At 63.2% G+C, this 13,129-nt stretch carries 9 protein-coding genes; 4 read left to right on the forward strand and 5 right to left on the reverse strand.

Annotated elements, in window-relative coordinates:
* The first annotated feature begins 1 nt into the window (after position 1).
* Together ACIP1G_RS17810 and ACIP1G_RS17815 are read left to right on the forward strand one after the other, a co-directional pair.
* Positions 2-1,111, forward strand: coding sequence for a methionine ABC transporter ATP-binding protein (locus ACIP1G_RS17810; RefSeq protein ID WP_400739345.1), 1,110 nt, complete (start codon positions 2-4; stop codon positions 1,109-1,111).
* The gene (locus tag ACIP1G_RS17815) at positions 1,101-1,745 is read left to right on the forward strand and encodes a methionine ABC transporter permease (protein WP_079230410.1); all 645 of its coding nucleotides are present in this window, start codon (positions 1,101-1,103) and stop codon (positions 1,743-1,745) included. Before ACIP1G_RS17810 ends, ACIP1G_RS17815 begins: the two co-directional genes overlap by 11 nt.
* 96 nt (positions 1,746-1,841) lie before the next feature.
* Here the strand turns inward: ACIP1G_RS17815 and dibA are convergent, their stop codons facing one another.
* Positions 1,842-3,737, reverse strand: a complete 1,896-nt coding sequence (dibA, locus tag ACIP1G_RS17820) for a phosphodiesterase DibA (RefSeq protein ID WP_400739349.1) — start codon at positions 3,735-3,737, stop codon at positions 1,842-1,844.
* A 146-nt stretch (positions 3,738-3,883) separates the two neighbouring features.
* Between dibA and desA the strand changes: the two genes are divergently transcribed.
* Positions 3,884-5,068 (forward strand): delta-9 fatty acid desaturase DesA, encoded by a 1,185-nt coding sequence (desA, locus tag ACIP1G_RS17825; protein ID WP_400739352.1) that lies wholly within the window; start codon positions 3,884-3,886, stop codon positions 5,066-5,068.
* A gap of 99 nt (positions 5,069-5,167) precedes the next feature.
* Entirely contained in the window at positions 5,168-6,196 is a 1,029-nt protein-coding gene (locus ACIP1G_RS17830; RefSeq protein ID WP_400739355.1) for a GGDEF domain-containing protein, read from the forward strand.
* Between the two features lie 237 nt (positions 6,197-6,433).
* On the opposite strand, the gene ACIP1G_RS17835 is transcribed toward ACIP1G_RS17830, so the two are convergent.
* The 4 genes from ACIP1G_RS17835 to ACIP1G_RS17850 all read right to left on the reverse strand — a co-directional run bounded on the left by ACIP1G_RS17835 (position 6,434) and on the right by ACIP1G_RS17850 (position 13,122).
* Entirely contained in the window at positions 6,434-7,693 is a 1,260-nt protein-coding gene (locus ACIP1G_RS17835) for an HDOD domain-containing protein (RefSeq protein WP_400739358.1), read from the reverse strand.
* Between the two features lie 139 nt (positions 7,694-7,832).
* Positions 7,833-9,110 (reverse strand): 4-aminobutyrate--2-oxoglutarate transaminase, encoded by a 1,278-nt coding sequence (gabT, locus tag ACIP1G_RS17840; RefSeq protein WP_400739361.1) that lies wholly within the window; start codon positions 9,108-9,110, stop codon positions 7,833-7,835.
* A 183-nt stretch (positions 9,111-9,293) separates the two neighbouring features.
* On the reverse strand, positions 9,294-10,736 hold the full coding sequence (gene gabD, locus ACIP1G_RS17845; RefSeq protein ID WP_400739364.1) for an NADP-dependent succinate-semialdehyde dehydrogenase: 1,443 nt from the start codon (positions 10,734-10,736) through the stop codon (positions 9,294-9,296).
* A 709-nt stretch (positions 10,737-11,445) separates the two neighbouring features.
* Positions 11,446-13,122 (reverse strand): aryl-sulfate sulfotransferase, encoded by a 1,677-nt coding sequence (locus ACIP1G_RS17850; RefSeq protein ID WP_400739366.1) that lies wholly within the window; start codon positions 13,120-13,122, stop codon positions 11,446-11,448.
* Positions 13,123-13,129 lie beyond the last annotated feature (7 nt).

Below are 13,129 nucleotides of genomic sequence, written 5' to 3' on the forward strand. Positions count from 1 at the left end.
CATGAGCCAGGCCAGCGCGCTCAGGGCGCCCACCACACAACCACTGCCGCCAACGGCCAGGGAGCAGGCCCTGCGCCCAGAGGTCAATGAAGCCCATGTGCGCTTCATTGGCCTGGGCAAGACCTACCCAGGGCAGGCGCAACCGGCCTTGCAAGGCATCGACCTGAACATCCGCCATGGCGAGGTTTTCGGCATCATCGGCCGCAGCGGCGCCGGCAAGTCATCGCTGCTACGCACCATCAACCGCCTGGAGCAGCCCAGCCAGGGCCGGGTGCTGATCGACCAGGTAGATATCGCGCCGTTCGACGAGGACCACCTGGTTGCCCTGCGCCGGCGCATCGGAATGATCTTCCAGCACTTCAACCTGATGTCGGCCAAGACCGTATGGCAGAACGTCGAGTTGCCCTTGAAGGTGGCTGGCGTGGCCAAGGCCGAGCGCCAGCGCAAGGTGCGCGAACTGCTGGAACTGGTCGGCCTGCAGGAAAAGCACCACGTCTACCCGGCGCAGCTTTCCGGCGGGCAGAAGCAGCGCGTGGGCATCGCCCGGGCGCTGGTGCACGACCCCGAGATCCTGCTGTGCGACGAGGCCACCTCGGCGCTGGACCCGGAAACCACCGCCTCGATCCTCGAACTGCTGCGCGACATCAACCAGCGCCTGGGCCTGACCATCGTGCTGATCACCCACGAAATGGCGGTGATCCGCGATATCTGCCACCGGGTGGTGGTGCTGGAACGCGGTGAAGTAGTCGAGCAGGGCGAGGTCTGGCGGGTGTTCGGCTCACCACGCCACGAGGTCACCCGCACGTTGCTGGCACCGTTGCAGGCCAGGCTGCCAGCCGCACTGCAAGCCAGCCTGCGGGCCAGCCCGGCGAACCACGACAGTGCCGTGGTGCTGAAGCTGACCCTGTTCGGCGAGCCGGAGCTGTCTGCCCTGTTCAACGACCTGGGCGGCCGCGTGCGCCTGCTACAGGGCGGTGTGGAAACCATTGGCGAGCATGCCCTGGGGCAGCTGATTCTGTCGGTGCAGCACTCGCCGCACGACGCCCATCATTTGCTGGAACGCGCCCGCCGCTGGGCCGAGGACGTGGAGGTACTGGGCCATGTGGTTTGATCGCCTGCTCGAAGGCTTGCTCGATACCTTGCTGATGGTCGGCGTGTCCTCACTGGTCGCCCTGCTGGTGGGGGTACCGATGGCGGTGCTGCTGGTTACCAGCGACAAGGGCGGGATTTTTGAGGCACCGCTGCTGAACCGGGTGCTGGGCGCCTTCGTCAATCTGTTCCGCTCGATCCCGTTCCTGATCCTGATGGTCGCGCTGATCCCGTTCACTCGCCTGGTGGTGGGTACCACCTATGGCGTGTGGGCGGCGGTGGTGCCGTTGACCATTGCGGCCACGCCGTTCTTTGCCCGGATAGCCGAGGTCAGCCTGCGCGAAGTCGACCATGGCCTGGTGGAAGCCGCGCAGGCCATGGGCTGCCGGCGCTGGCACATCGTCTGGCATGTGCTGTTGCCCGAGGCGCTGCCAGGGATCGTAGGTGGCTTCACCATTACCCTGGTAACCCTGATCAACTCCTCGGCCATGGCCGGGGCGATTGGTGCCGGGGGCCTGGGGGATATCGCCTACCGTTATGGCTACCAGCGCTTCGACAGCCAGATCATGCTGACCGTGATTGCCATGCTGGTGGCGTTGGTGGCGTTGATCCAGCTGGGTGGGGACCGCTTGGCGAAGGGCTTGAACAAGCGTTGAACTTAGGGGCTGCTTTGCAGCCCTATCGCGACGCAAGGCCGCTCCTACAGGCGACCGCGTCCCCTTGTAGGAGCGGGTTTACCCGCGAAGAGGCCCTCAACCCCAGTGCAAATCGGCAGCCGGCACCGGCCGCCCGAACCAATACCCCTGCCCCAGCTGACACAGCTCCTGCAGCAGGAAACTGGCCTGCTCTGCCTGCTCGATACCCTCGGCATGCACCTGCATGCCCATGCTGCGGGCCAGGGCGATGATCACCCGCACGATCGCGATGTCATCTTCATCCAGCGGCAAGCCGGCAACGAAGCCCTGGTCGATCTTCAGCTTCTGCACCGGCAAGCGCTTGAGCCGCAGCAACGATGAATAGCCGGTACCAAAGTCGTCGATGGCCAGGGTCACACCCAGCTCACGCAGGCGATGCAATTGTTCCAGCGCCACTTCCGGGTCGTCCATCACCGCGCTTTCAGTCACTTCCAGCTCCAGCAAGGCCGGAGCCAAGCCGGTGTCGTGCAGCACCTCGGCCACCTGCCGGTACAACTCGTGCTGGCCAAACAGGCGGCTGGAAATATTAACTGCCACAAATGCCAGCTGCCGGCCTTCCACCTGCCACTGCACCATCTGCTGGCACGCCTGGCGCAGTATCCAGGCGTCAATCTCGGCAATCAACCCGGTGCGCTCGGCAATCGGGATGAACTCGCCCGGCGGCACCAGGCCGCGCTGGGGGTGCTGCCAGCGCACCAACGCCTCGACCCCGACCTGGCTGCCGGTAGCCAGGTCGTGCACTGGTTGGTAGAACACCCGCAGCTCGTCCTGTTCCAGCGCCCGGCGCAGCTCACCGGCCGTTTCCACCCGGTGCTGGGCGTGGGCAGTCAGCTCTTCGGTGTACAGCGCATAGCAGGCCCGCCCGTTGCTCTTGGCCTTGTACAACGCCGAGTCGGCATTGCGCAGCAACTGTTCGGCACCCAAGGCATCGCTGGGGAACAGGCTGATGCCCGCGCTGACACTGATGAACAGGCGGTGTCCATCAAACAGGAACGGCTCACGCATGCGCTCGATGATGCGCTGCGCCAGCTTGCCGGCCTGGCCTACCTGCTGGCAGTTCTCCGCCAGCACACCGAACTCGTCGCCGCCCAGCCGCGCCAGGGTCACACCCGTGCCCAGCCCCTCACCCAGGCGCTCGCCCACCAGCTTCAGCAACTGGTCACCGATGGTGTGGCCAAGGCCATCGTTGATGCTTTGGAAATGGTCCAGGTCCAGCAACAGCAGGGCACAACCGCGCTTGTTCGCCTGCGCTGCCGCCAGCGCTTGCTCGACGCGGTCGGTGAACAACAGGCGGTTGGGCAGGCCGGTCAGCGGATCGTGGTGGGCCAGGTAGGCCAGCTCCTGCTCCGAATGCTTGATCGCGCTGATGTCACTGAACACTGCCACGTAGTGGCTAACCTCACCCTCATCGTCGCGAATGGCGCAAATGGTCTGCCATTGCGGGTAGATTTCACCACTCTTGCGCCGGTTCCAGATTTCCCCGCTCCACTCGCCCTTGTCGGCCAGCGTGGCGAAGATCTGCTGGTAGAACGCCACGCCATGGCGCCCCGACTTGAACTTGTTCGGGCGCTGGCCGATGACCTCGTCCTGCTGGTAGCCAGTAATACGCATGAAGGCGCGGTTGACGTGCACGATCAGGCCTTGGCGGTCGGTCACCAGCACGCCTTCGAGGGTGCTGTCGAACACCGCGGCGGCCATGCGCAGCCGTTCACGGTCCTCACAACGCAAGCGTGCGCCATGGCCAATGAAGTTGAGCAGGCGTACCCGCGACACATAAATCAGCAAGGCACTGAGCAACACCCAGACCACCACATTGATCTGCCGGCCGACAGTCAGCGCCAGAGGGTCTTCAGTCATACCGTGCAGCACCACCTCGGCCAGGGCCAGCCAGAGGATCGAGAGCACCACATACAGCGCAGCCATGCGCAAGGCGTCGCGAACAGAAACAGACATGTCGGGTGCAATTGCCCATGAAAAAGGATGGGGCATTATAAAGGCTGAAACATATCGTGACCGCCTATCTGAAAGGGTGACTGGTTTTATTTCCTCCTCAAGGGATAATCAGCCCCTCCTCCTGCATTCCGAGGGTTTTTACACCTATGTGGTACAACGGCCTGCTCGACTTGTCGGCCTGGCAACTGGTCGGCATCACCTTGTTGATGACCCATGTGACCATTGTCAGCGTCACGGTCTACCTGCATCGCTACTCCGCGCACCGGGCGCTGGAGCTCAACGGCGCGCTCAAGCATTTCTTCCGCTTCTGGCTGTGGCTGACCACGGCGCAGAACACCCGCGAGTGGACCGCCGTCCACCGCAAGCACCACGCAAAATGCGAAACCCCAGACGACCCGCACAGCCCGGTACACAAGGGCCTGAGCACGGTATTGCGCAAAGGTGCCGAGCTATATCGTGAAGAGGCGCGCAACCCCGAAACCCTGCGCATCTACGGCAAGAACTGCCCTGAAGACTGGATCGAGCGCAACCTCTACTCGCGCTACAAGCTGGGCGGTATCGCCCTGATGGCGGTGATCGACCTGCTGCTGTTCGGCACCATCGGCATCACCATCTGGGCGGTGCAAATGATGTGGATCCCGTTCTGGGCCGCCGGTGTGGTCAACGGCCTGGGCCACGCGCTCGGCTACCGTAATTTCGAGTGCCGCGACGCCGCCACCAACCTGGTGCCGTGGGGCATCGTCATCGGTGGCGAAGAACTGCACAACAACCACCACACCTACCCCAACTCGGCCAAGCTGTCGGTCAAGCGCTGGGAGTTCGACATGGGCTGGGCGTGGATCCGCCTGTTCTGCCTGTTGCGCCTGGCCAAGGTGCAGCGTGTGGCACCTATCGCCCACCGGGTGACGGGCAAGGCCAGCCTGGACATGGACACCGCCATGGCCATCCTCAACAACCGCTTCCAGATCATGGCCCAGTACCGCAAGCTGGTGATCGGCCCGCTGGTCAAGCAGGAGCTTGCCCGGGTCGACGCCTCGGTGCGCCACCACTTCCGCCGCGCCAAGCGCCTGCTGTCGCGCGAGACCAGCCTGCTGGAAGACCGCCACCATGTGCGCATCGAGTCGATGCTCGCGCACAGCCAGGCGCTGAAGACCATCTACGAAAAACGCCTGGCCCTGCAGCAGATCTGGGCGCGCACCAGCGCCAACGGCCACGACATGCTGGCCGCCATGAAAGACTGGGTACACGAAGCCGAAACCAGCGGTATCCATGCCCTGCGTGACTTCGCGGCACAGCTCAAGACCTACTCCCTGCGCCCGACCGGCGCCTGACCGCCGTTGATCGGCACGCCCCATGTCGGGGCGTGCCGTTTGGAACTTCACCCCCTCGCCCCCACTCAAATTTGGCACATCGCCCGCGTGGCGGGCCGGATGCTGGCCGCACGCTTTCACGTTGAGACCCGCTTCGTGCACATGGCCAAGAACATTACAACGACATTGCCCGGCACCCCTCGCCCTGAAGCCGCACAGACTTTACTGGCGCTACTCCATGCCCAAGGCGAAGTCGCCCGCCTGAGCGGACGTGAACAGCTGTTCAGCTCGCTGCTCGACAGCGTCAATGCGGTGCTTTGGGCCTTCGACTGGGAAACCCGCCAGGTGCTTTACGTAAGCCCTGCCTACGAGCGCATCTTCGGCCGCCCGGCCAGCCTGGTGCTGGCTGATTACAACGAATGGCGCGACAGCATCTACCCCGACGACCTGGAGTTCGCCGAGCGCAGCCTGGCCCAGGTGCTGCTCCAAGGTTCGGTGGAAGACCGCGAGTACCGCATCCTCAATGCCGACGGCCAGCTGCGCTGGCTGAGCGACAAGTGCTACATCAACCAGCAGCGCGATGGCGAGCGGGTGATCATCGTCGGCATCGCCGAAGACATCACCGAGAAGAAGCAGATCGAAGGCGAGCTGCAGCGCCTGGCCACCACCGACGCGCTGACCCAGAGCAGCAATCGCCGGCACTTCTTCGAATGCGCCCAACAAGCCTTCGACAGCGCCCGCGAAAACGGCACACCGCTGGCTTTCCTGCTGCTGGACATCGACGACTTCAAGCGCATCAACGACAGCTACGGCCACCAGGAAGGCGACCAGGTGCTGCAACACATCGCCGACAGCGGCAAGGCCGTGCTACGCCGCGGCGACCTGTTCGGGCGTATTGGTGGCGAGGAGTTTGCGGCGGTGTTCCCAGGCTGCAGCGCCCAGGAAGCGGAGCAGATTGCCGAGCGCCTACAGCGGCAAATTCAGCGTTTGAGCTTCAGCCATGGCGAGCAGGTGTACGGGGTGACAGTCAGCCAGGGGCTGACTGGGTTGACTGCTGAAGATGTGTCCCTGGACAGCCTGTATGCCCGCGCCGATGCGGCGATGTACCGGGCCAAGCGGCAAGGCAAGAACCAGATCGTCCGCGGCTGACACATCATCTTGAGAATTGGCTGTCTTGCATACAACCTAAAGCTGGCGCGATCCCTGTGGGAGCGGGTTTACCCGCGAACACCGGCGGAGCCGGTGCCATGCACCGAGTTGAATTCTTCGCGGGTAAACCCGCTCCCACAGGGTATGCGGAGCGCCTGCCAACATCAGTTTTCTGCGCGACAGCGCAGCCCAAAGGGCTGGGTGATCTGCCACAGGGTCGCGCACGGCTGGACAAGCTTAGGCAGTAGGCTCGGCGGGGTCGGATTGCTCAGGTGGCGCCGGCTTCACCTCCGGGTTCTCCACCTTGCGCAGCCGGCTCAGCTCCGGCAAACCAATCTTGAGCAACCGCGCAGTCTTGCCGCTGGCCACCTTCTCCAACCCCTGCTCGGCCGGCAACTGCGACAACTGCCCGGCCAGGTTCATGGCCAGAATCTCCCGCGAATACACCCCGCCGCCCAACTGGTAGACCGCCGCGATCAACTCGCGCAAGGCCAGCGGCAAGCGCCAGCGGGTACGCAACGCCGAGCCGAACGCCGCGCCGAACTCGTTGAGCGATAGCTGGACCTTGTCTTCATCGAGCTCGCCGCCAGCCAGGCGCCATTCCTGCAGGCAGCGCAGCACCGCCAGGTCGCCCAGGCAATGCAGCAGCCCCGCGCAATAGCAACGCCCCTCGTCCAGCTCAAGCATGCACGCCAGGGTGCGGCCATATTCGGCTGTGTGCAGTGACAAGTCCCAGTAGCGGGCCGCATGTTCCGCCAGCAACGGGTCGCTGAGGCGTGCGCTGCGTTTGAGGGTCATGCCAAGGATCAGGTTCATGCTCTGGGTGCTGCCAAGCTTGTTCAGGGCCTGCAGCAAGGTCTGGACCGGTGCTTCACGGTGCATCGCGGCGCTGTTGGCCGCCGCGATAAGCACGGCGGTCACTTGCGGGTCGTTACGCACTTCCTCTGCCAGCACCTTCAGGTTCAGGCCCTGGGGATTGAGCGCACGCTTGATCGCCAATTGCACATCGGCCAGCAACGGCCCGCCATCGGCGTTGGCACGGCGCTGCTCCAGGTAGGCCGGCAGGCTGGCACCCACCTGCAAGGCTGGCACCGGGCAGGCGATCTCTTCGCCAACCGCCACCAGCAGCTCTTCCAGGCGCTTGCGCAGGTTATCCAGGTTCAGTGGCTTGCTCAGGTAGGCCGTGGGGTGCAAGGGCAGCGCCTCGCGCACGCTGGCACTGTCGCTGCGGTTGCTCATGAGGATGAACGGCAAGCCCGGGCCCTTGGCGCGCACCTTGCGCAGCAGGTCGAGGCCATCGACGCCGGCCAGTTCGCGAGCGGCGATGATCAGGTCGGGTTTGCCGGCCAAGGCACTGAGCGCCTGCGAGCCGTCGGCGCATACCTGCAGCCGCGCGTCACAGCGCACGCTGAGCAGCATTTCGCTGAGCATGTCACGTACCCAAGGGTCGCCCTCGACAATCAGTACGCTTGGTGGTGTGGGGTCTGCAGCGTTCATCGCCAACTACTCCTGAATATCCCTGACACACAGTCCGTCGCAGCTTCCTGAGCAAGTCCTCGGACAACCATAGCGCCACATGGCTTTTCTGGGCACAAAAAAAACCCGCCGAAGCGGGTTTTTTCAGAAGCGCGTCACATCAGGCGAGTTCAGCGAAGCACTCTTCGATGATGGCCAGGCCTTTGTCCAGCAGCGCGTCTTCGGCGGTCAGCGGAACCAGGATACGCAGGACGTTGCCGTAGGTGCCGCAAGACAGCAGGATCAGACCCTTGTCACGTGCCTTGGCCACAACCTGGCCAACAGCAGCAGCATTCGGGGTGTGAGTGCCTTTCTCGAACACTTCGACAGCAATCATCGAGCCCAGACCACGGACGTCGCCGATGATCGGGTGCTTCTTCTGGATTTCGCGCAGGCCAGCGGTCAGGCGCTCACCCACAGCCTTGCTGCGGTCCAGCAGTTTTTCTTCTTCGAACACTTCGATCACGGCCAGGGCCGCGGCGCAAGCGATCGGCGAACCGGCGTAGGTGCCGCCCAGGCCGCCTGGAGCGATGGCGTCCATGTACTCGGCCTTGCCGCACACACCGGCCAGCGGGAAGCCGCCAGCGATGGATTTGGCGAAGGTGGTCAGGTCAGGCGCAACGCCCATCTGTTCCATGGCGAAGAAGGTACCGGTACGGCCAGCGCCGGTTTGTACTTCGTCGGCGATCAGCAGGATACCGTGCTGGTCGCACAGGGCGCGCAGGCGCTTCATCAGCTCTTTCGGCGCTGGCAAGAAGCCGCCTTCGCCTTGAACTGGCTCGAGGATGATCGCGGCGATGTCGCGCGGCTCGGCGTCGTTCTTGAAGATGCGCTCAACCGAGGCAATGGCGTCGTCAACGCTGATACCGTGCAGTTCGCTCGGGAACAGGGCGCGGAAGATGCCGCCTGGCATCAGGCCCATGCCAGCGGAGTACGGCACGACCTTGCCGGTCAGGCCCAGGGTCATCATGGTACGGCCGTGGTAGCCGCCGGTGAAGGCGATCACGCCAGCGCGGCCAGTGGCGGCACGGGCGATCTTTACGGCGTTTTCAACGGCTTCGGAGCCAGTGGTGACCAGCAGGGTCTTCTTGTCGAAGTCGCCCGGGACCAACTTGTTGATCTTTTCGCACAGCTCTACATAAGGCTCGTAGGCCAGCACCTGGAAGCAGGTGTGGCTGACCTTGGTCAGCTGGTCTTGCACAGCTGCAACCACTTTCGGGTGCAGGTGGCCGGTGTTCAGTACTGCGATGCCGCCAGCGAAGTCGATCAGTTCGCGGCCTTCAACGTCGATCACGGTCGAGTTCTTCGCGGTGTCGACGAAGATCGGGTGGATCTGGCCAACGCCACGTGGGACGGCAGCTACACGACGTTGCATCAAGGATTCGTTGGTCTTGCTCATAATGCCCTCATTGCGCCGCTCAGAAATGGCGCTTTTATTCGGGGGTGGCTGGGAGTGCTCGCGAACAGTATTCGTTGATCGACTGCCGTGAACGCCCTGGCCACCAGGTACTGCGATGTAAAAAAGGCCAGCGAGACGTCGCTCTCGCGCCCCGCTGGCAGAGGTAAAGCCTTTACCGTGCTATCAGACGCTGATGCACAGGTATTTGATTTCGAGGTAGTCCTCGATACCGTACTTGGAACCTTCGCGGCCCAGGCCCGAAGCCTTGATGCCACCGAACGGTGCCACTTCGTTGGAGATCAGGCCGGTGTTGATACCCACCATGCCGTATTCCAGGGCCTCGGCAACACGGAACACACGGCTCATGTCGCGGGCGTAGAAGTACGAAGCCAGGCCGAACTCGGTGTCGTTGGACATGGCGATGACTTCGGCTTCGTCTTTGAAGCGGAACAGCGGCGCCAGTGGGCCGAAGGTCTCTTCCTTGGCGACGGCAGCGGTCCTCGGTACGTCGACCAGGATGGTCGGCTCGAAGAAGTTGCCTTCGATGATCTTGCCACCGGACAGCACTTTGGCGCCTTTGGAAACGGCGTCTTCAATGTGTTCCTGGACCTTGGCGACAGCCTTGCCGTCGATCAGCGGGCCAGTGGTGGTGCCGTCTTCCAGGCCGTTACCGATCTTCAGCTTGGCAACTGCAGCGGCCAGCTTCTGGGCGAACGCGTCGTAGACGCCGTCCTGCACGTAGATACGGTTTGCGCAGACGCAGGTCTGGCCGTTGTTGCGATACTTGGAGATGATCGCGCCCTCGACCGCCTTGTCCAGGTCGGCGTCGTCGAACACGATGAACGGGGCGTTGCCACCCAGCTCCAGGGAAACCTTCTTGATGTCCTTGGCGCATTCTTCCATCAGCTGGCGACCGATTTCGGTCGAGCCGGTGAAGGACAGCTTGCGTACCAGGGAGTTGCCGGTCAGTTCGCCGCCAACTTCGCCAGCGCTGCCAGTAACCACGCTCAGCACGCCAGCCGGGATACCGGCACGGTGGGCCAGCTCGACCAGGGCCAGGGCGGAGTACGGGGTCTGCGAGGCAGGCTTGAGCACCATGGTGCAGCCAGCGGCCAGGGCCGGGCCGGCTTTACGGGTGATCATGGCGGCCGGGAAGTTCCACGGGGTGATGGCCGCGGTAACGCCGATTGGCTGCTTGATGACGATCAGGCGCTTGTCTGGCTGGTGGCCCGGGATGGTGTCACCGTAGACGCGCTTGGCTTCTTCGGCGAACCACTCGATGAACGAGGCAGCGTAGGCGATTTCGCCCTTGGCTTCGGCCAGCGGCTTGCCTTGCTCGGTGGTCATCAGGCGAGCCAGGTCGTCCTGGTTCTCGATCATCAGTTCGAACCAGCGACGCAGCTTGTTCGAGCGCTCCTTGGCGGTCAGGGCACGCCAGGCCGGCAGGGCCTTGTCGGCGGCTTCGATGGCGCGGCGAGTTTCCGCGGTGCCCATCTTCGGCACGGTACCAATGACTTCACCGGTGGCCGGGTTGGTCACCTTGATGGTCTGGCCGTTGTCCGCATCCAGCCACTCACCATTGATATAGGCTTGCTGGCGGAACAACTGAGCGTCTTTGAGCTGCATGTCGGCTTCCCGAATTGTTGATTGTTGAAAAGCGCCCAAGGCAGGGCATCGAGCGTTTGAAATCTCAAACGAATGCTAAGCGGCTGCTGGGGTGTTGGACAATAGGCTGTTCGAAAAAAAGAACGAATGGTTGAACAGCCTGGCGGAAAATTCACATTTCTGTGCTGTGGCAACCGGCCTCTTCGCGGGTAAACCCGCTCCCACAAGACCCGCACAGGATTCAGGATATGCACAGTACCTGTGGGAGCGGGTTCACCCGCGAAGAGGCCGGTACAGGTTAGACGAACGAGCTGAAGGAAATGTGATGGGAGGACAGACGGCCCTCATGGCAGGAAGGGTCTTCACAGATTATCGGTGAAGGCTGGCAGGTGTTGCCTCGGATTTTGAGGTGGACCACAGATCGAGCGCCGCCCGCGCGGCGCTTCGCGGCACAAGGCCGCTCCCACATCTGTTTCGGGCCAATTATTCCTGTGCCATAGGCGGGCGCACCCTGGGGTGCATGACTGAAAATCGATAAAAATCAGCGCCACCTCCAATATCGAATGAAACCAACAAGGCGGACAGAGGTGATCTCACAGGACTGACTGGCCCGAAACAGACAGTGGGAGCGGCCTTGTGCCGCGAAGCGCCGCGCGGGCGGCGCTCGATCTCACAGGCGAAGAAAATGTTGTGGCAAGCACCCGCCAGCCGTGATGCTTTTCCAGCTCAATCAGAACGCCTTGCCCAGGTCGATCACCAAAGCCCGGTAACCAACCGACCCCGGCTGCCGGCTGTGCACCTTCAATTCCACCAGCACCTCCTGGGTCCCGCGCCGCACCTCGTTGAGCACGGTAGTAGTCAGCTTCTCCGGCGTAAGGAAGTTCACCGAAGCCGAGTAGATGAACTGGGTGTCGGTCTCCGGCCTATAAGCCACCACCGAAGTCACCGGGCTATACCACTCGTCGCCGCGCTCCTTGCCGTACTCCCACACCTGCTCGACCGTACCCTTGGCCTCGTCGATGCGGTATTCCACCGCCCGGCTGTAGTTGCCGGTCAGCCTGGTCGGCGCAAAGTCGCGGCCCCAGCCGTTGTCGAACACGGTCAGCGTGCCTTTGCCGGTCAGCCAGGCGGTATGCTGGGTCCACGACCAGTCGAAGCCTTCACTCGCGATCGGCGTCAGCACCTTCTCACGCAAACGTTCAGGCCAGCCTTGGGGCGAGGCGAGAATCCACTTCACCTGCTTGTCACGACCAATCTTCACCACGCCCTGGTGCCGTGCTGAAACGATGATGCTGTCGTCATCGGCGTCGTAGTCGATGGCATTGACGTGGGCCCAGTTTCGCCCGGTGCCCACCCCTGGGGTGTCACCAAAGGGCAAGTCGCCCTCAGCCAACTCGTTGGCCAGCCGCTCGTCCTGCTTTTGCACCCCATCCGGCAATTGGATCGCCGCCTTGCCCAGGGTTTCCAGCAAGTCACCACGGTACGGGTCGAGGATCTGGTTGAGGTCCCAGAAGTTCAGCACATCCCCCGCCTCGTTGACTTCGATGATGTGGTCGCGAATCGAGCGCACGCGCTTGCCGTCGGGCCGGCGGTAGTCGCTGGTGCCCACCCGCAGCAGGTAGGTGCCATTGGCAGTCTCGCGGATTTCATGGGAGAAGTCGGCGAACTTGTCGGGCAGGCTGCGCTGCCAGATGCGCCGGCCCAACAGGTCGTACTTGGAATAAGTCTGGCCCTGCCCCCAGATCAGCTTGCCGTCGCGGGTCTGCTGGAAGCCCATGGTGCCGCCCAGGGCGTCGCGGCGGTTGGAGTCGTGGATCTGCTCGATATCCAGGTACCAGCGCACGTCGCCGTTGCTGTCGGCAATCCAGTTGTTGCCCACCTGGTCCCATTCCGCCGCACCGCCCAGGGCGTTCCACTTGAAGGCGCGACCGCCGGGGATGTCACCCTGCAGGTGGTTGAACAGGTACAGGCGCTTTTCAAAACCTGCCGAGACCTTGATCGGCTCGACTTCCGGCAACGCGGCGGTTTGCTTCGCCACCACCGGCAGGCGCACGGCCGGCGCATAGATCTGGTACTGCTCGCGCACGCGTTCGCCGTCCAGCTTGTAGGTCACTTCCACCTGGTTGACGTGGTCCGGGTACAGGCCAAATACCGGGATGCCGCCATAGGTCCACAACGAACGGTCGGACACCTCGTAGGCGATGTCCACGCCGCGTTCGCCACGCCCCAGCACGCGCACATGCGCGGCGCTCACGGTGCGGCCGCCATCGCGGATGATCGCGGTCAGCGGCGCCAGGCGGTACGGGTTGACCACCACGTCGCCGAGCAGCGCTTCGTCCCGTTCGGGGACCTTGGCGGTCAGGCAGGCGCCTTCAGGCAATACAGGGGTTTCGGTCTTGGCATTCATGGCAAAG

Origin of the sequence: Pseudomonas sp. NPDC089392 (genome assembly GCF_044749595.1) — a bacterium.
Taxonomy (GTDB): domain Bacteria; phylum Pseudomonadota; class Gammaproteobacteria; order Pseudomonadales; family Pseudomonadaceae; genus Aquipseudomonas.

What these genes read in the sequence shown, in the direction of transcription:
- ACIP1G_RS17810 (WP_400739345.1), top strand. Translation starts at nt 2, where the DNA reads ATGAGCCAGGCCAGCGCGCTCAGGGCGCCCACCACACAACCACTGCCG.
- ACIP1G_RS17815 (WP_079230410.1), top strand. Translation starts at nt 1,101, where the DNA reads ATGTGGTTTGATCGCCTGCTCGAAGGCTTGCTCGATACCTTGCTGATG.
- dibA (WP_400739349.1), bottom strand. Translation starts at nt 3,737, where the DNA reads ATGTCTGTTTCTGTTCGCGACGCCTTGCGCATGGCTGCGCTGTATGTG.
- desA (WP_400739352.1), top strand. Translation starts at nt 3,884, where the DNA reads ATGTGGTACAACGGCCTGCTCGACTTGTCGGCCTGGCAACTGGTCGGC.
- ACIP1G_RS17830 (WP_400739355.1), top strand. Translation starts at nt 5,168, where the DNA reads ATGCTGGCCGCACGCTTTCACGTTGAGACCCGCTTCGTGCACATGGCC.
- ACIP1G_RS17835 (WP_400739358.1), bottom strand. Translation starts at nt 7,693, where the DNA reads ATGAACGCTGCAGACCCCACACCACCAAGCGTACTGATTGTCGAGGGC.
- gabT (WP_400739361.1), bottom strand. Translation starts at nt 9,110, where the DNA reads ATGAGCAAGACCAACGAATCCTTGATGCAACGTCGTGTAGCTGCCGTC.
- gabD (WP_400739364.1), bottom strand. Translation starts at nt 10,736, where the DNA reads ATGCAGCTCAAAGACGCTCAGTTGTTCCGCCAGCAAGCCTATATCAAT.
- ACIP1G_RS17850 (WP_400739366.1), bottom strand. Translation starts at nt 13,122, where the DNA reads ATGAATGCCAAGACCGAAACCCCTGTATTGCCTGAAGGCGCCTGCCTG.